The sequence below is a fragment of the Paenibacillus sp. BSR1-1 genome, from assembly GCF_030403775.1.
In the GTDB taxonomy this organism is placed as follows: Bacteria; Bacillota; Bacilli; order Bacillales; family Cytobacillaceae; genus Neobacillus.
In genome coordinates this window covers 42,589-60,472 of the sequence record NZ_JAQMWQ010000011.1, presented here as the reverse complement: position 1 = coordinate 60,472, position 17,884 = coordinate 42,589, and the positions used below count along the sequence as shown (strand labels likewise).

The 17,884-nt window shown below is 41.9% G+C and carries 16 protein-coding genes; 15 read left to right on the top strand and 1 reads right to left on the bottom strand.

All coding sequences use genetic code 11. The annotated features are described in order from the left end of the window. Positions 1 to 95: 95 nt before the first annotated feature. From PH210_RS16320 to PH210_RS16255, 14 genes are all read left to right on the top strand, one after another. Positions 96 to 1,184, top strand: a complete 1,089-nt coding sequence (locus PH210_RS16320; protein WP_289986979.1) for a PspC-like choline-binding domain-containing protein — start codon at positions 96 to 98, stop codon at positions 1,182 to 1,184. Between the two features lie 120 nt (positions 1,185 to 1,304). Then, positions 1,305 to 2,315 carry a PspC-like choline-binding domain-containing protein gene (locus PH210_RS16315; RefSeq protein WP_289986977.1) on the top strand — a complete coding sequence of 337 codons (1,011 nt, stop codon included), beginning with the start codon at positions 1,305 to 1,307 and terminating at the stop codon, positions 2,313 to 2,315. 183 nt (positions 2,316 to 2,498) lie between these two features. After that, positions 2,499 to 3,701: an MFS transporter gene (locus PH210_RS16310; protein WP_289986975.1), complete on the top strand. Its 1,203-nt coding sequence runs from the start codon at positions 2,499 to 2,501 to the stop codon at positions 3,699 to 3,701. 316 nt (positions 3,702 to 4,017) lie between these two features. After that, entirely contained in the window at positions 4,018 to 5,193 is a 1,176-nt protein-coding gene (locus PH210_RS16305; RefSeq protein ID WP_289986973.1) for an ABC transporter substrate-binding protein, read from the top strand. A 143-nt stretch (positions 5,194 to 5,336) separates the two neighbouring features. Next, complete coding sequence (locus tag PH210_RS16300) at positions 5,337 to 6,215, top strand: branched-chain amino acid ABC transporter permease (protein WP_289986972.1); 879 nt, start codon at positions 5,337 to 5,339, stop codon at positions 6,213 to 6,215. Between the two features lie 15 nt (positions 6,216 to 6,230). Then, on the top strand, positions 6,231 to 7,205 hold the full coding sequence (locus tag PH210_RS16295) for a branched-chain amino acid ABC transporter permease (RefSeq protein WP_289986970.1): 975 nt from the start codon (positions 6,231 to 6,233) through the stop codon (positions 7,203 to 7,205). Continuing rightward, positions 7,180 to 7,959 carry an ABC transporter ATP-binding protein gene (locus PH210_RS16290; RefSeq protein WP_289986969.1) on the top strand — a complete coding sequence of 260 codons (780 nt, stop codon included), beginning with the start codon at positions 7,180 to 7,182 and terminating at the stop codon, positions 7,957 to 7,959. Before PH210_RS16295 ends, PH210_RS16290 begins: the two co-directional genes overlap by 26 nt. Position 7,960: 1 nt before the next feature. Next, on the top strand, positions 7,961 to 8,668 hold the full coding sequence (locus PH210_RS16285; RefSeq protein WP_289986968.1) for an ABC transporter ATP-binding protein: 708 nt from the start codon (positions 7,961 to 7,963) through the stop codon (positions 8,666 to 8,668). Between the two features lie 680 nt (positions 8,669 to 9,348). Next, a complete protein-coding gene (locus tag PH210_RS16280; RefSeq protein ID WP_289986966.1) occupies positions 9,349 to 11,214 on the top strand; it encodes a GAF domain-containing sensor histidine kinase in 1,866 nt (621 codons plus the stop codon). After that, the gene (locus PH210_RS16275) at positions 11,189 to 11,839 is read left to right on the top strand and encodes a response regulator (RefSeq protein WP_289986964.1); all 651 of its coding nucleotides are present in this window, start codon (positions 11,189 to 11,191) and stop codon (positions 11,837 to 11,839) included. Before PH210_RS16280 ends, PH210_RS16275 begins: the two co-directional genes overlap by 26 nt. Before the next feature lie 155 nt (positions 11,840 to 11,994). Then, positions 11,995 to 14,457: a S8 family serine peptidase gene (locus tag PH210_RS16270; RefSeq protein WP_289986962.1), complete on the top strand. Its 2,463-nt coding sequence runs from the start codon at positions 11,995 to 11,997 to the stop codon at positions 14,455 to 14,457. Between the two features lie 70 nt (positions 14,458 to 14,527). Then, positions 14,528 to 15,013, top strand: a complete 486-nt coding sequence (gene ybaK / locus PH210_RS16265; protein WP_483312122.1) for a Cys-tRNA(Pro) deacylase — start codon at positions 14,528 to 14,530, stop codon at positions 15,011 to 15,013. An 89-nt stretch (positions 15,014 to 15,102) separates the two neighbouring features. Continuing rightward, positions 15,103 to 16,206, top strand: coding sequence for a PRK06851 family protein (locus PH210_RS16260; RefSeq protein WP_289986958.1), 1,104 nt, complete (start codon positions 15,103 to 15,105; stop codon positions 16,204 to 16,206). Positions 16,207 to 16,415: 209 nt separating this feature from the next. Beyond that, on the top strand, positions 16,416 to 16,859 hold the full coding sequence (locus tag PH210_RS16255; RefSeq protein ID WP_354669998.1) for a transporter: 444 nt from the start codon (positions 16,416 to 16,418) through the stop codon (positions 16,857 to 16,859). 48 nt (positions 16,860 to 16,907) lie between these two features. On the opposite strand, the gene PH210_RS16250 is transcribed toward PH210_RS16255, so the two are convergent. Further along, positions 16,908 to 17,063, bottom strand: a complete 156-nt coding sequence (locus tag PH210_RS16250) for a hypothetical protein (RefSeq protein WP_289986954.1) — start codon at positions 17,061 to 17,063, stop codon at positions 16,908 to 16,910. Positions 17,064 to 17,176: 113 nt separating this feature from the next. Between PH210_RS16250 and PH210_RS16245 the strand changes: the two genes are divergently transcribed. Beyond that, entirely contained in the window at positions 17,177 to 17,857 is a 681-nt protein-coding gene (locus tag PH210_RS16245; protein WP_289986953.1) for a DNA alkylation repair protein, read from the top strand. The last annotated feature ends 27 nt before the right edge of the window (positions 17,858 to 17,884 follow it).

Sequence of the window (17,884 nt, the reverse complement as noted above, 5' to 3'; positions counted from 1 at the left end):
GTTTTATGTAAAATAAGACTATTACTTCTTATAGTAAACTAGCGTTCTAGTTTATAGATTCAGAGGTTCAGTACATAACAACTAGGAGGATTATTGTGAAAAGAATTATTGCATTATCAAGCTTATTATTCCTTTTACTGATGACAGTGCTTCCTGCCGGCGTTTCACAAGCGGCAACGAATGCAGCTGTTAAGTTGAATGGAATTACCCTCGTTTTAGCAAATGGGGAGAAAATCAACGCAGTTGGGACTGGCAACAACAACTTCAAGTTAGACTTAGTGGGCGGCCATAATCTAGGTGACAAAATCGTAAAGAAAATTGAAATCACTTCCGATACAGCGGTTACCCTTTCAACACTTCCTGCGGATTTTGACTATTCTCAAGTTTCTCCATTAACAAAAGACGAATTTGATATTCAATTTGTGAATGGTGTGGCTGTTTTAGATCCAGAAAAAGCAGCAAACTGGTCAAATAGAATTAATCAATTAATGGGCGGTACTCCAGACGCAGTAGTGGAAGACCAATTGTTCACTGTTGATGAGTTAAAGACTGAAATTTTCCCATTCCTTTCTGGACTATTCTCTGAACTAACGGGCGTTAATGCCGAGTCTCCATATGTGTTCCCAGGATATTTAACAGATAAAGATGGAAATGAATCTCCTGCTTCTTTAACAGTTATGACAAAAGGCTGGAAGAAGGAAGCTAAGGGTTGGAAATTCTATGAAGAAACTGGCGATTTTCTAACTAAATGGTACAAAGAAAATGGGAAATGGTACTACCTGAACCCAAATAATGAAGGCTATATGGTAACTGGCTGGTTTAAAGTGAATGGCAAGTGGTATTTCTTTAATCCTGCAGGTGACATGAAAACTGGCTGGTACAAAGAAAAAGGCAAATGGTACCACCTTGATGAAGTAAATGGCGATATGTCAATCGGCTGGGATCTAATCGGCGGTAAGTGGTATTATTTTGATGCTTCAGGTGCAATGAAAACGGGCTGGTTAACATTAGCTAAAAAGTGGTACTACCTAGATCCAATTAATGGCGACATGGCAGTGGGCTGGAAGAAAATAAACAACAAGTGGTATTATTTTGATCCTAAAACTGGCGTAATGGTAACAGGAAAAATAAAAATCAGCAACAAACCGTACACTTTTGCAAGTGACGGACATTGGTTATATTAATTTTTAGTAAGAGAGGATGCAAGTTGGCATCCTCTCTTTATGTAATATAAAACTTTGCTTCATATAGTAAACTAGCATTCAAATTTATAGTTTCAGTACATAAAAACTAGGAGGATTATTGTGAAAAGAATTATTGCATTATCTAGCTTTATATTCCTTTTCCTATTAGCTGTGCTTCCAGCAAATGTTTCTCATGCTGCAGAATCGGTTAATGTTAAGGGAATATCATTAGAAACAGACAATGGTGTAGTCAAAGCGACGGGAACAGGAAACAACTTTATTTTGAATTTAATTGGGGAAACAGGAAATGTAAAGAAATTAGTTATCACTTCAGATAATGCCGATAGCGTAACAATTCCTGGAGAGCCGTCGATAGGATTACCTGACATTACCGGCCATTTTTTTAATGGTAAGCTGGATATTGATAAAAGTAGATTTTTAGGATGGTTGGATAAACCTGAGAATGCCCCGATTAAACAGGCTTATAATTACTTATTTCCACAATATCGAGGAACTGATACGATTGTGTCACTTCAAGATATCAGAGAAAACTTCTATAATGAAAATGTAATTGGTGGATATGTAACCGATATTAACGGAAACCAATCAGAAGTGAATATCACTCTTTTACTTGAAGGCTGGAAGTTTGTAAATGGCAAATGGTATTTATATGATAACGATGCCCAGAAAATTACTCGCTGGTTTAAAGTGAATGGCAAGTGGTATTTCTTTAATCCTGCAGGTGACATGAAAACTGGCTGGTACAAAGAAAAAGGCAAATGGTACTACCTTGATCCGGTAAATGGCGATATGGCAATCGGCGGGCATAAAATCGGCGGAAAATGGTATTACTTTGACGCAAATGGTGTAATGAAGACAGGCTGGATTAAATTAGGTAATAAGTGGATCTATTTAGATCCAGTTAATGGTGATATGAAAATAGGCTGGATTAAAATAGCTAACAAGTGGTACTATTTAGATCCAGTTAATGGTGACATGAAAACAGGCTGGGTAAAATTAGCCAACAAGTGGTATTATTTAGATCCTTCAAGTGGTGTAATGAAAACTGGCAAAGTAAAAATTGGTTCCAAAACATTTACTTTTGCTACCGACGGACATTGGTTATATTAATTATTAGTAAGAGAGCATGCAATTTTGCATCCTCTCTTTTTTATGGCATTTCTGAAAAAGTAGTGACAACTGTAAAGACACTTGCTAGAATATCTATGTTTAGTAGCGTTTATCCCTCATGGAAAATAAAGAGAACAAATTGGGGAATAATGTTAGAGAACGCTACAGCATAGGGGGATTTTAATGAACAAAAAGGAAATATCAGGCCGTAAATTACTTGGCATAGCCGGGATGGGCTGGATGTTCGATGCCATGGATGTCGGAATGCTCTCCTTCATCATAGCGGCTTTAAAAGTAGAATGGAATTTAACCCCGGGTCAGATGGGCTGGATTGGCAGCATCAATTCTATTGGGATGGCTGTCGGTGCTCTTTTATTCGGCGTAATGGCTGATCGTATCGGGCGGAAAAATGTCTTTATTATTACGTTATTATTATTTTCAATTGGCAGCGGCGCCTCGGCTTTTACATCAACTTTAACTGTCTTTTTAATTTTTAGATTTTTAATAGGAATGGGATTGGGGGGAGAGCTCCCTGTCGCTTCCACTCTCGTATCCGAAAGTGTTCCGCCGGAAAAACGCGGTCGAATTGTCGTCCTTTTGGAAAGTTTTTGGGCGGGCGGCTGGCTGATTGCAGCCCTGATTTCTTACTTTGTCATTCCTAAGTTCGGGTGGCAGACGGCTTTAATCATTAGTGCCATCCCTGCTCTTTATGCTCTATACCTACGTATGGGGCTGCCGGATTCACCGCGGTTCTCAGCCATAAAGGATAAAGAGAAAATTTCTGTTTTCCAAAGTCTTGCGAAACTTTGGTCAAAAGAGTATGGACGCCAAACGGGGATGCTTTGGGTTTTATGGTTTTGCGTTGTTTTCTCTTATTATGGGATGTTTCTCTGGCTGCCAAGTGTGATGGTGATGAAGGGTTTTAGTTTAATTAAAAGCTTTGAATATGTCCTAATCATGACACTGGCTCAATTGCCGGGTTATTTTACCGCAGCCTGGTTTATCGAAAAATTTGGCCGGAAATTTGTATTAGTTGTTTATTTAATCGGTACTGCTGCCAGCGCTTATTTCTTTGGCACGGCTGAATCAACGGCCCTTTTGATGACTTCTGGAATCCTGCTGTCCTTCTTTAATCTTGGAGCCTGGGGAGGTCTATATGCCTATACTCCAGAACAATATCCAACGATTATTCGCGGGACAGGTGCAGGTATGGCTGCTTCCTTCGGGCGGATTGGCGGGGTGCTGGGTCCATTATTAGTGGGCTATCTTGTGGCTCAAAAAATGTCGATTCAGTCAATCTTTACGATCTTTTGTATCTCTATCATTATTGGGGCATTAACAGTATTGTTTTTTGGAAAAGAAACGAAAAGCAAAGAATTGGTATAACAATTTTTTGAGAGGGGTTCCTTTTTGGGGTCTCTTTTTTTTCGACTTAAGAGGAAAGAAATATATTTAGGCAAAATATTAACCTGATTATAACCCTTTTAATGGAAAAGTAAATTCTTATTCACTTTAGTTGAATAAAGCTTTAAAATGTACGAAAACCGAAGAAAATATTATTTTCAAAATTATTTTAAAATAACACGGAAATAGACTAGACGAACTATAAAATTTTAGATACAATGTTTTCAGAATATTATATGTTTTTAAAACAGTAGCACAAAAGGTTGGGAAAATTTTTCGGAAAAACAGGGGGTAAAGTATGAGGAAGAAAAAGGTAGCTGGAATTTTTATGTCGCTGATGATGGCGGCAGGCGTAATGGCAGGCTGTGGCTCTGCCAGCACGAGCGGAGATGCTGAAAAGGGCGGCACAATCAAGATCGGTGCAAACCTGGAGCTATCCGGCGGAGTAGCTTCTTACGGCCAGTCAGTTAAAGAAGGTGTTGAATTAGCCTTTGAGGAAATCAACAAAAAAGGTATTGATGGCAAGAAATTGAAATTAGTGACAGTTGACAATAAGTCAGATGCTGCAGAAGCAACAAACGGTGCTATTAAGCTAGTCAGCCAAGATAAGGTATCAGCAATCATCGGTTCCGCAACAAGTACAAATACCCTAGCTCAAGTTCAAATTGCCCAAGATAACAAAGTTCCATTAATTACACCAACTGCTACTAACGCAACGATTACAAACAAAGACGGTAAAGTAAATGACTTTGTATTCCGTACTTGCTTTATCGACCCATTCCAAGGTACTGTTGCTGCAACTTTTGCACTAGATACCCTAAAGGTTAAGTCTGCAGCCGTTATTATTGACAGCTCCAGTGACTATTCAAAAGGCCTGGCTTCTTCCTTCAAAGCGAACTTTAAGAAAAATGGCGGTACGATCGTTGCAGAAGAAGCATATGTAGCGAAGGATACAGATTTTAATGCAATCCTAACAAATATTAAAGCAAAAAATCCTGATTACGTGTTCCTTCCTGGATTCTATGAAGAAGTTGGTCTGATCGTAAAGCAGGCTCGTGCTCTTGGTATTAATGTTCCAATTATGGGCGGCGATGGCTGGGATTCTCCTAAACTAGTAGAAATCGCTGGTGCCGATCCGCTTAAGAATACATTTATCACAAACCACTATTCTTCTGGTGATAGCGATAAGAAGGTACAGGAATTCGTATCTGCATTTAAAGCTAAGTATGATGGTAAATCACCAGATGCTTTTGCTGCTTTAGGTTATGATACTGCTTACTTCGTTGCTGATGCCATTAAGCGTGCAGGAAGCAGCGATCCTAAGAAAATTCAAAAAGCCCTTGAATCAACTGACGGCCTTCAACTTGTATCTGGAAACTTAAAGCTTGATAAAAACCATGATCCAATTAAAGCCGCAGTAATTCTTGAGTATGTAAACGGCCAGCAACAATTTAAGACAAAAGTAAATCCTTAATTTCTATAAGTGTTTTATTGGATAGGGAGCGAAATGCCTCCCTATTCCAATTTATTAGAAATAAACACTTTTTCCACCGTGTTAACTTAGTTAACGCCTAATTTTTTAAAAAAGTTGAGTCCTTCTAAAGGAGTGTTACACAAATGGAAATCATACAGCAGCTAGTCAACGGAGTTTCCTTAGGCAGTATTTACGCTTTAATTGCCTTAGGGTACACAATGGTATATGGTATCGTAAAATTAATTAACTTTGCCCATGGGGACGTCTTCATGGTTGGTGCATTTATCGGATTTTATTGTATTTCAATTTTTCATTTAGGATTTTTCCCAGCATTAGTAATTGCCATGGTGGCCTGTGCCATTTTTGGAGTCTTAATTGAGCGGATTGCCTATAAGCCGCTAAGAAATGCGACAAGGATTGCGGCGCTGATTACAGCGATTGGTGTATCCCTGTTTATCGAATACGGAACAATTTATGCCCGCGGTGCACAGCCAGAAGCATATCCAAGCAACATCGTTCCACTAAAGAGCCTAGAGCTTTTTGGTGTTAAAATCAGCGGACAATCTCTTTTAATCTTAGGTACGTCAGTTTTCTTAATGATTTTACTGCAGTTTATCGTTCATAAAACCAAAATTGGGAAAGCAATGCGTGCCGTATCACACGATATGGACGCTGCAAGATTAATGGGAATCAATGTGAATAATACGATTTCTGCAACTTTTGCGATTGGTTCTGCCCTTGCTGGAGCAGCAGGCGTTATTTTCGGAATGTACTACACAAAAATTGAACCATTAATGGGAATTATTCCAGGACTTAAGGCTTTCGTTGCTGCCGTTCTAGGCGGAATTGGCATTATCCCTGGTGCAATGACAGGCGGTTTATTATTAGGTGTTATCGAGGCTCTTGTAAGTGCATCCGGATATTCTTTATGGCGTGACGGTGTGGCCTTTGTTGTCTTAATTCTAATTTTAATTTTCCGACCAGCAGGTTTATTTGGTAAAAATGTTAGGGAAAAAGTCTAGGGGGTGGCTAAAGCGATGAAAACATTAAAACAAACAAAGACTTTTTGGATCTGGATCGCTGCTGCCGTTGTTTTTGCAGTAGTAACACAGTTTTTAATTAACGGAGGTACATTAAACTCCTTCTATGTAAACACACTCTTCTTTATCGGTATTAATATCATTCTTGCGGCTAGTCTTCACTTAATCATCGGGATTACAGGACAGTTTTCAATTGGACATGCCGGCTTCCTTGCTGTAGGTGCCTATGCTTCGGCAATCGTTACAACTAAATTAAGTCTCCCATTCCCGGTCGCTTTACTTGCCGGTGGTGTCGTTGCTGCAATTGCCGGATTAGTTATTGGTATCCCTACTCTAAGATTAAGAGGCGACTATCTTGCCATTGCAACATTAGGTTTTGGTGAGATTATGAGAATTGTATTTTTAAATATGGATTATGTAGGCGGAGCAAGCGGTATGACCGTTGCCCACTTGATCACATGGCCTTGGCTGTTTGCCTGTGTACTGATTACAATTGTTGTCATCGTTAACTTTACGAATTCTACTCATGGACGAGCGTGTATTTCGGTCAGGGAAAATGAAATTGCCGCAGATGCCATGGGAATCAATACGACTTATTACAAGGTTATGGCTTTTGCTATCGGTGCTTTCTTTGCCGGTATTGCTGGTGCCTTACATGCTCATAACTTTTATATCATCCAGCCGACAAACTTTGGTTTCTTGAAATCCTTTGATATTTTAATTTTCGTCGTACTTGGTGGTCTTGGCAGTATGTCTGGCGCTGTTATCGCTGCCATTCTATTAACGATTATTTCAACATTCCTTGCCGATTTTCCAGAAGTTCGGATGGTCGTTTACAGCCTTGTGTTAATCGCAATGATGCTGTTCCGTCCACAAGGATTATTAGGAACAAGAGAAATTACCTCATTCTTCAAGGTAGGAAAGTCTGCTAAGGGAGGTTCTCAAGATGCAAGCAAACAAACCGTTGCTTAAAGTAGATAAAGTAGGAATCCGATTTGGCGGATTAAAAGCTGTTTCAGATGTAAACTTGGAATTAAATCAGGGTGAACTTGTCGGTTTAATTGGACCGAATGGTGCTGGCAAAACGACATTTTTCAACCTGTTAACTGGCGTTTACGTTCCAACTGAAGGCAGCATTTCGTTAGACGGGGAGAAACTAAATGGGCAAGCACCCTATAAAATTACGAAAAAAGGCATCAGCCGTACATTCCAAAATATCCGTTTGTTCAGTGAATTATCGGTGTTGGATAATGTAAAGGTAGCCTATCATTCTCTTGCTAAACATTCGATCTTGAGCTCAATCTTCCGCCTCCCTTCCCACTTTTCAGGGGAAAAGGAAATGGAAGAAAAAGCGATTGAATTTTTAAAAATCTTTAAACTTGATGAGGTTATGCATGAGAAGGCAAAGAATCTGCCATACGGCCAGCAGCGCCGCTTGGAGATTTCCAGGGCACTCGCAGCCAATCCAAAGCTTCTTCTGCTAGATGAACCTGCAGCAGGGATGAATCCGCAGGAAACAGAGGAACTCATGAATCTGATTGCCTTGATTCGTGAACGCTTCTCCTTAACCATTCTCTTGATTGAGCACGATATGCCCTTAGTCATGGGAGTGTGTGAAAGAATTTATGTACTTGACCACGGTCAATTGATTGCCAGCGGTACTCCAGACGAAATTAGAAATAATCCAAAAGTCATCGAAGCGTACTTAGGCGAGGAGGTCTCTTAAAATGCTAAAAATCAACGATATAAATGTCTACTACGGAAACATACATGCATTGAAGGGAGTATCCCTCGATATCAATCAAGGTGAGATTGTTACACTGATTGGCGCTAACGGAGCTGGAAAGAGTACACTTTTAAAAACGATTTCCGGCTTACTGAAGCCGAAGAATGGTGAAATTGTTTTCGAAGACGAGCACATTGCCGGCAAGGTTCCGCAATTGATTGTGAAAAGAGGCCTAGGTCAGGTACCAGAAGGCCGTCGTGTTTTTTCCAACATGTCGGTTGAAGAGAACCTTGAATTAGGAGCCTACTTGCGTAAGGATAAAAAAGGCATCCGTGAAGATTTTGAAAAAGTCTATCAGCTTTTCCCGCGCTTGCTCGAACGCCGCAAGCAGCTATCAGGAACTTTATCCGGTGGTGAGCAGCAGATGCTGGCAATGGGCCGTGCATTAATGGGGCAGCCTCGTTTATTGCTGCTTGACGAGCCTTCAATGGGTCTTGCACCGTTATTAGTAAAACAGATTTTTAACATCATCGAAGAAATCAATAAAACAGGTACAACAATCCTGTTGGTTGAACAGAATGCCAATATGGCATTATCAATTGCTGACCGGGCCTATGTCATCGAGACTGGGAAAATTGTTGCCTCTGGCTCGGCTGAAGAACTTAGTGCAAGTGATCAAATTCGAAATGCTTACCTTGGTGGGCATTAAAAAAGGGAGTCGGAGTTTTCCGATCCCTTTTTCTTTTATATTTTCATTTTCCTCCGCTCTGGTTCGAGTTTAAATTGCCGGCGAAGCTTTGGCTGAAGCTGATTTCTAACTTTATTGGCATAATCAACATAGCGCTGCTCTAAGCATACCAGGGCAAGCGAAAAGAAATTAGTGTAATTTTCTGGACCTCCACTTTAGTTCGTTTTTTTGCCGCAGTTTCTTTTCCACCTCGAACTTCTCACTCATCAGCATGTGGTTAGCAATATTGATAATTTTCACCCGCAGCCCATATCTTTTTTCTAAAAATATCTATCATTTAATTTCAGTTTACTATATTACTGTTTTGATAGAGTGACAATCGCTTATAAAATTTGGTTAATTTTATTTACGGTGGAATTTACTACAAAGGTACTAATGGAGAATAATCCTTTTAGCAAATGGAAAATATGGGTAAAGTGTGTGATAATGTTACTATCAGACCTCCACCAGGTTTGTGGGACCCAGTATCGGTAAGTGAGATCATTGTGCCGGTCTGGGCTTTTTTGTGAGGTTAAGAGACTGGGAAATAAGCTTGCCCAGAGGCTTAGCTCGACTTCGATAATTGTTTTTCTTATATAATTCCAGTACAATAATAATTAACAGAAAATTATGCAATTTGTAATAAAGTGAGGAGTTGCTTCATGGCCAATTCTGAGATTTTGCATAAAAAAGAACGACTCGCAAGGCTCTTTTTGCTGCTGACATCTATCATTGGAACGGTGATTTTCATCCAATTTGGACTGTTCAAATTAACGGTGCCAAAAGAGCCTATGATTTTTGCTCTATTAGTAATTTTCCTTTTTATCGTCGAGTTCTTTCCCCTCCCAATATGGAAAGGTACCGTTACAATTTCTTTTTCGCTTGTTTATGCCATATTCATCATTGATGGGCTTGCGTTTACCCTTGTATTTTACGGATTGGTCGTTGCAGCCGTGAATCTTATTAAAAGACGCCCGTTACGACTTGTTTTTTTTAACCCAGCTCTATTGGTTATCAGCTTCTTTCTCGCATATATACTAAGTACGTCCTTGTTTCCGGCGCTGCCGATTGCAGACCAATCGAAAGTAGTAAGGGGAATAGTCTTTTTCACTCTTCTGATGATTCCTTTTTATGTGATTAATAACATCCTAGTCGATGTTTTGCTTGTAATTCGGCCGCAAACCTATAGTTTTAAAGCGTGGAAGCGGAAGTCAATGCAGGAATTGAATAGTTTTTTTATTTCGTATGCCTATCTCATTGTGTTTCATTTTTTAGGAAACCAAAACAGAGGCGAAATTGATGCCATTTCCTTTTTCTTCTTTTTCTCACCATTGGTTTGCTTTGCCCTGCTAAGCTCAATCATTTCTAATTTGAAAAGGGAAAAAGCTAAATTAAAAGCGCTTTTCAGTATTTCCTCGGAATTAAATAAAAAAATTGCTGCTGCCGATTGGATGATCTTTTTAACCGAAAATCTCCAAGAATTTATTGATGTTGATGCCTGGGTTTTATGGAAAAGAGAAGAAAACGTCTGGAAATTAAAGACTGCCTCCGGACTCCTGAAGGAGGGGTGGGTTTTATCTGAACAAATGGCGGATTCCCTGGATGAACTTATGCAATTAACGGTCTATCACGATACGAAAAAAGCAGCGGGCCCTGTTGGGAAAATTTTCACGGAAGAAGTAGCTTCGCTGTTATATGCACCATTGATGCTAGAGAACGAACTGGTCGGCATGTTTGTGTTTGGCAGAATCCGCACGAAAAGCTTTGCCGAAGAGGATATGCAGTCTGCAGCGACACTTGCCAATCAGATGGCCGTCCTAATCAAAACGAGGTGGCTGTTTGCCGAGCAGGAAAAACGGCTAATTTTGGAAGAAAGAAATCGAATTGCCCGTGAGATCCATGACGGGGTTGCCCAGTCGCTTGCCGGGGCGATTATGAATTTAGAGACGGCTCAGCGGAAATTTACGAAGATGCCTGAGGACTCCCTCCGCTTATTGAATGGCAGCACGGAAAAGCTGAGAAGAAGCCTTAAGGAGGTCAGGGAATCGATCTATGCGCTCAGGCCTTATCCAACGGAACGTGTCGGGTTGCTTGCGGCTATTTCCACAAAGATCAGTGCGGTGGAGCGCGAGTCCAAAATCCCAATTTCCTTAGAAACACGGGGACCAGAGTTTCAGCTAAGCCCAATGGTGGAAAAAATTATGTTTGAGATTTGCCGGGAAAGTGTGCAAAATGCGATCAAGCATGCTGATGCTTCCAAATTAGAAATTCTCTTAAGCTATCAAAAAGAGCATGTCTTACTAAAGGTAAAGGATAATGGCAAAGGATTTTCACTTTTTCAGGCAATGATTAAGGCGCGTGAACACCCGCATTTCGGAATTTTGCATATGAATGAAGCGGCTGAAAAAATACAGGCCACCCTCCAGGTTGACAGCAAGGAAGGGGCCGGGACAGAAATTACCTTAGCGGTACCAAGGATGGGAATTGAAGGGAGTGAAATGCGTGATCAAGCTTATGTTAGTCGATGATCATGCCGTCCTGCGGGATGGGTTAAAAAATATTTTAGATTTGGAAACGGATATTAAGGTGGTCGCGGAAGCTGTAAATGGAAATGATGCCATCGCCAAGGTGAAGGAGGAGCAGCCTGACGTCATATTGATGGATATAAATATTCCGGAGAAAAACGGTATTGAAGCAACAAGTATCATTAAGCAGCTTTATCCATCAGTCAAAATATTAATGCTGACGATGTATGACCATGATGAATACTTCATGTCGGCAATCCGTGAAGGGGCGGATGGCTACCTTCTGAAGGACGCTCCTTCACAGCAGGTGGTTGATGCCATCCGTGCGGTCGCGGGTGGGCAATCGGTGATTCACCCTACGATGACTAAGAAGTTTCTTGCCTTTCAACAGCCAAAAGCGGCTGAGCCTGTTGAGGAGAAAGTGGAAGGTGCCTTGACAGGAAGGGAAAAAGAGGTCCTTCTGTGCCTTGTAAGGGGAATGAATAATAAGGAAATTGCTGGCTCCCTTTACATAAGCGACAAAACCGTTAAAATTCATGTGTCAAACATATTCAAAAAACTAGGTGTCAAAAGCCGGTCTCAGGTAGTCATTTACGCCGTCCAAAATCAGCTCGTCCCATTGACATAGTCTTAGGTAATGATAAAGGTCTAGTAAATATTACTTTTGTATGAGTTGAAAATAGTACCTTTTCTTATTTTAATTACTCCCTTTGCTGAATAGTAAGCAGGTCTGAATTTTTAGACAATAATTCTATCAAATGCAAATGAAAAGGGGAATGGAATGTGAAAAGGTGGTTTTCGGGCTTACTTGCTTTCTTATTGCTATTTTCACTCGTTTTACCAAATCTATCAAAGGCACATGCCTCGGTAACAACTGCAGTTCTTGATAGTAAACTAGTCAAAGCACTAGAATCAGCAACGGAACCCTTGCAGGTCATCGTGAGCTTTGACGGCCAAGGTGCTCCAACAAAGGGAAATTTGGATTTATTGAAGAGCCTTGGAATTGCCAAAGGAATAACGATGAAGGCATTACCAATGGCTGGAATTGTCGCCACAAAGGATCAAATCAATAAGCTTGCTGCTTCACCTGGAGTTAAGTCCATCTATTTAAATCGTAAACTTGAATATTACAATGCTGATGCTACCAATATTACAGGAGTGGATAAGGCCCGCACGGACTCTGCAATGCAAAAAGCAAACGGCGGTCTGCCATTAACCGGTAAAGGTGTAGGCGTTGTCATTAACGATAGCGGGGTGGATGGAACTCATAAAGATTTGCAGTTTGGCACTCATGTTGTTCAAAACGTGATGGCAAGCCTAAATTTAAACAGCTTGGAACCGAGCTTGCTTCCCATTACGTATGTTGAAAATGTTCCAAACACCGACACAAATTCTGGCCATGGAACCCATGTTGCCGGGATTGTCGGCGGAACCGGTGCAGCTTCTAATGGAAAATATGAAGGGGTTGCCCCAGGAGCAAGCTTAATCGGGTATGGATCTGGTGCTGCCTTACTGGTACTCGATGGAATTGGCGGCTTCGATTATGCCATTACCCACCAGTCTCAATACAATATTCGCGTGATTACAAATTCTTGGGGCTCTTCCGGCGATTTTGATCCAAATGACCCTATTAATCTAGCAAGTAAAGCGGCCTATGACCGCGGCATTACCGTATTGTTTGCGGCAGGAAATGAAGGCCCTGGAGAAAACACTCATAATCCATATGCTAAGGCACCATGGGTCATTTCCGTGGCCGCTGGTGAAAAAGATGGCTCCCTAGCAGACTTTTCTTCGCGGGGAACTAAGGGTGTCGGCGGCACATTTGAACTGGATGGACGCACATGGACTTGGAAGGATGAGCCAAGTATTACCGCCCCTGGGGTGGACATTATCTCGACAAGGGCAGTGGGCCCGGTCTCTTCCTTAGCGGCAACGGATGACACCGCGATGATTGAACCGGCTTACCTCCCATACTATACGGTGATGAGTGGTACTTCCATGGCAACGCCGCATGTTGCCGGGATTGCCGCCCTTCTCCTTGAAGCAAAGCCAACATTAACGCCAGATGAAATCAAAAAGGTGTTGCAGGATACCGCGACGAATATGCCTGGATATGAAACATGGGAGGTCGGAAGCGGGTATGTTAACGCTTATGCTGCGCTCGATGCAGTTCTTTTTGGCAGCACCTACGGAAAGACCGTGAATGCGAATCAAACATTTAATAGCAATGCAGCTTCTTCTGTTGAAAGGTCGCCTTTTCAAGTAGACTATAACCCATTGCTGTCAATGTCAAACAACTACTCATTTGATGTTCCGGACGGTGTCTCCCAATTAACCGCACGAATTGATGCTTATGGATTACTTGGTCAAACCGGGAACCCGGTCAACCTTATATTAACTGCGCCGGATGGCACGGAGTACAGCTCAGGGATCAGCCTATTGTTTACGCTTTATCCTGACCGTACGGCGACCGTCAATTCACCAAAGGCTGGTACATGGCAGGTAAAGATTGACGGTCTGCACTATAATACGGCCAATCCGGTTGGGGTCGGCTTGCCTGAAACGATTCAGGGAACGATTTCTGTTGCTAAGGTCAATGGTTTTTCAGGTTTGAATGATATAGCTAGCAGCCCTGCAGCCTCCGCGATTCAAATGGCGGTAAGTGAGCGGTTAGTAGATGGTTATGCGGATGGATCTTTTAAGCCGCAGCAGAACCTGATTCGGAAGGATTTAGCCCGTTTTTTAGTTATGGGGGCTGGAATTCGTCAAAGCCAGGCTCCTGCCTTAAAGGATGTTCAGTCAGCTGACGTTCCGTTTGTTAAAGCTGTTACGGCTAAAGGGTCTGCTATTCGTGATGGTTTACAGACTCAGGGCGGCGTTATGCTCCTGGATTCGGCCGGTAATTTTAATCCAAACGGTGAGGTCAGCCGTGCGGAGCTCGCTTACACGCTTGTGCAAGCCCTTGGTTTAGAAAAACAGGCCAAGGATTTCAGTGGTGATACGGTAACAGTGCTTTATAAGGATGAGCGGATTCCATTGAAGGATAATGCGTCTATTCCGGCATCGCTTAAAGGTTATGTCCAAACAGCGCTGGACCTCAATATTTTAAATGCCACTTTTGCGGTAAAACAAGGACCTTACGATTTGGTGCCAACCGTCGAAGCCAGCTTTGATCCAGCGAAAAAAGTGACTAGAGGCGACTATGCGGCTGCTGTAACGCGTTACTTTCAGGCATGGCTGCAATAATCGTTTTTGGAGGAGAGCTTACTGTGAGCTCTTCTCTTTTTTTTGATAAAATAGTATTCAAAAAAGAAGGATGATCAAATTGGCACTGGCAAAAACAAATGCAATGCGAATATTGGATGCAAAGAAGGTCCAGTATGACATGCTTACATACGACAACAAAGATGGAAAAATAGACGGTGTTTCCGTGGCTGAAAAAATTGGCAAGGATATAAAAGAGGTCTATAAAACGCTTGTGGCACAGGGAGCAAGCAAAAATATATATGTTTACGTTATTCCGGTTGCGGAAGAACTGGACTTAAAAAAAGCGGCGAAGGCGGCTGGAGAGAAAAAAGTTGAAATGCTTCCGGTGAAGGATATTCAAAAATGGACGGGATACATCCGCGGCGGCTGCTCCCCCATCGGCATGAAAAAGGAATATAAGACCTTTATCGATGAAAGCTGCCGCGAGATCCAGACAATTGTTGTGAGTGCCGGAAAAATTGGGATGCAAATCGTCCTCGCCTCTGCAACTTTACAGGAAGTAACAAACGCATGTCTTACGGATGTTCTTAAATAATTTTCATGGGCATTCACCTATAAATGACAAAAGCATAAGATAGGGTGAAATTAACTTAAGCTTTCGTCATAAAAAGGGAGTGTTGAAGAGTGGCAGGTAAAATTAAGAATTATTTTGCCGGCGGTAATACAGCTAGGGGGTTCCACAATCTGTACGATTCAAATCTCCAAGGACTTGACCGGTTATTTATTTTAAAAGGCGGGCCTGGAACAGGTAAATCCTCGCTGATGAAAAAAATTGGCAATGAGTGGGTTGGAAAAGGCTTCGATATCGAGTTTCTCCATTGCTCATCAGATAATAATTCCATTGATGGTGTAATTATTCCGTCGTTGAAGGTGGGAATTGTCGATGGAACCGCACCGCACGTCATTGAACCGAAGGCACCTGGTGCAGTCGAAGAATATATTAACCTTGGCGAGGCATGGAATGCCAAGGCACTAGCTACTCATAAAAGCACGATATTAAAATTAACAAAGCAAATCAATCAGTCCTTCCATAAGGCCTATGATACGTTCAAGGAAGCCCTGGATATCCATGACGATTGGGAAAAAATTTATATCAACAGTATGGATTTCAAAAAGGCTGATCAATTAACGAACAAATTAATTGATACGTTCTTTGGGAAAATGAAGCTCAGTAAACAATCCGATATCCGTCACCGCTTTTTAGGGGCGGCAACGCCAAAAGGCGCCGTTGATTTTGTTCCAAATCTAACAGAAGAGATTCCGAAGCGTTATTTTATTAAGGGACGTCCAGGTTCAGGAAAGTCCACCATGCTGAAAAAGCTGGCGGCCGCTGCTGAAACGAGAGGCGTTGACACTGAAATATACCATTGCGGTTTTGACCCTCATAGTTTAGATATGGTTATTTTTAGAGAATTGGGGATCGCCATTTTTGACAGTACTGCACCGCATGAGTATTTCCCGAGCCGCGACGGCGATGAAATCATTGATATGTATGAATTGTTAATTGCTCACGGTACAGATGAAATTTTTGAAGATATCCTAAGTAAAATTGCAGCTAACTATAAAAGCAAAATGCAGGAGGCAACCTCCTATTTGGCGAAGGCAAAAGAACTGCATGATGAGTTAGAAGAAATTTATATTGCAGCCATGGATTTTTCCGTTGTGGAGGGAATTCAGAATAAAATTGCCGAAGAAATAAGAAATTTAGCTGCTGCCAGGGTTGAATAGGGCTGAAATTTCACCAAAATAGGCCGATTGCATACATTGAAGGGAATACAAATAGAAGGGGGTTTTGTGCCTTGGATTATTTGAATTACCCTTATGGCTACGGCCTAATACATGGTATTTCTCATGAAGATTATTTACGTCAGACACAGTTTCAAGGAGGAGGCCAGCATCAACCGTCAGGACCGCCGCCGCAGAGCGGGGTTCAACAAATGCCGCCGCACGGGGGTGGCCAACATCAACCACCACACGGGGGATTTCCGCCGCCACCACCGCAGCACGGGGGTGGTCAGCATCAACCACCACACGGGGGATTCCCGCCACCACCGCAGCACGGGGGTGGTCAGCATCAACCACCACACGGAGGATTCCCGCCGCCACCACCGCATGGGGGAGGGCAGCATGGAGGACCTCCGACTGCCCCGCCGCCGGCCTTTATACCACATGAACAAGTGGGATTATTTGCGGTCGACCCAGGCGGCATTAGACCGTGCCTCTACCGTTACACATATATTTGGTTAAGGAGTGGAAAAAACTTCTGGTACTACCCAACCTATGTGGGCAGAACTTCCGTCGCCGGTTATCGCTGGCGCGGCAACCACTGGCAATATTATGGAATGGATTTAGACCGAATCCGCTCCTTCAGCTGCCACTAATTTCAAAAAAATCGGCTTTCAATGGAGAAAGCCGATTTTTCACTAGATTTAAGCATGTGGATTAGTTTTGCTTTGCTGGCCTTTATTACGCTTGTTCCCTTTACTGTTATCGCCGCTCACAAATTCATTGGCAAACTCCGCCTCTGCCTGTCCTGCCTGCGGTGAATTTTGGTTGCCGCTGCCTTTATTAAATTTCTTTGTCAATGCTTTGACCTCCTTCCTTATCCACTTTTAGTTTGGCATTGGTAAATTCGTTTATGCGGAAGGTATCGAAATAAATAGAAAGGGAAAAAAAGTTAAAAAGAGAATAATTCATAATGGAGAGGAGTGATTATTTGCAACTAGATTTATTAACCAATCTTTTCGAAAAAAACCGTAATGAAACAAATGCCGGGCCGATGGAAAGCTATATGAAGGGTCATTTTCCCTTCCTAGGAATTAAGTCTCCCTTGCGTAAAGAGCTTGAAAAGCAATTTTTCAAAGAGAGCGGGATTCTAAAAGAATCATTTAATCGAGATTTTGTCAGCGAGCTTTGGGACAAGCGTGAAAGGGAATATCAATATACAGCCCTTACTTATATAGAAAAATCGCTTAATAAGCTGGAAAAACATGATTTGGAATTCATGAAGCGGCTGATTATGACGAAATCATGGTGGGATACCGTGGATGCGATCGCCCCAAAAGCGGTCGGGAAAATCACTCAGAAACACCCTGAAGTCGTCGAGGAAACGCTAAATAGCTGGGCAGAACACAATTATATGTGGCTTCGCAGGGCGGCAATCCTTTTTCAATTAAAATATAAAGAGAAAACGAATGAAGAACTGCTTTATCAGTACATTGGGCTCAATGCTGACAGCAAAGAATTTTTTATCCAAAAGGCAATCGGCTGGGCGTTACGGGAATATTCCAAGTCAAATCCCGCATCGGTAAAGGCGTTTATCGAAGGTCACCGGTTAGCACCCTTAAGTGTACGCGAAGGAAGCAAGTATGTCGGTTAAGCCTTCTGGAGGAAAATTGCCAGCCAA

Bases quoted from the DNA above. Each gene is read 5' to 3' on its own strand.
- PH210_RS16280 (WP_289986966.1), top strand. From the start codon at position 9,349: ATGGCCAATTCTGAGATTTTGCATAAAAAAGAACGACTCGCAAGGCTC.
- PH210_RS16255 (WP_354669998.1), top strand. From the start codon at position 16,416: ATGCCGCCGCACGGGGGTGGCCAACATCAACCACCACACGGGGGATTT.
- PH210_RS16245 (WP_289986953.1), top strand. From the start codon at position 17,177: ATGGAGAGGAGTGATTATTTGCAACTAGATTTATTAACCAATCTTTTC.
- PH210_RS16285 (WP_289986968.1), top strand. From the start codon at position 7,961: ATGCTAAAAATCAACGATATAAATGTCTACTACGGAAACATACATGCA.
- PH210_RS16295 (WP_289986970.1), top strand. From the start codon at position 6,231: ATGAAAACATTAAAACAAACAAAGACTTTTTGGATCTGGATCGCTGCT.
- PH210_RS16310 (WP_289986975.1), top strand. From the start codon at position 2,499: ATGAACAAAAAGGAAATATCAGGCCGTAAATTACTTGGCATAGCCGGG.
- PH210_RS16290 (WP_289986969.1), top strand. From the start codon at position 7,180: ATGCAAGCAAACAAACCGTTGCTTAAAGTAGATAAAGTAGGAATCCGA.
- PH210_RS16300 (WP_289986972.1), top strand. From the start codon at position 5,337: ATGGAAATCATACAGCAGCTAGTCAACGGAGTTTCCTTAGGCAGTATT.
- ybaK (WP_483312122.1), top strand. From the start codon at position 14,528: ATGATCAAATTGGCACTGGCAAAAACAAATGCAATGCGAATATTGGAT.
- PH210_RS16305 (WP_289986973.1), top strand. From the start codon at position 4,018: ATGAGGAAGAAAAAGGTAGCTGGAATTTTTATGTCGCTGATGATGGCG.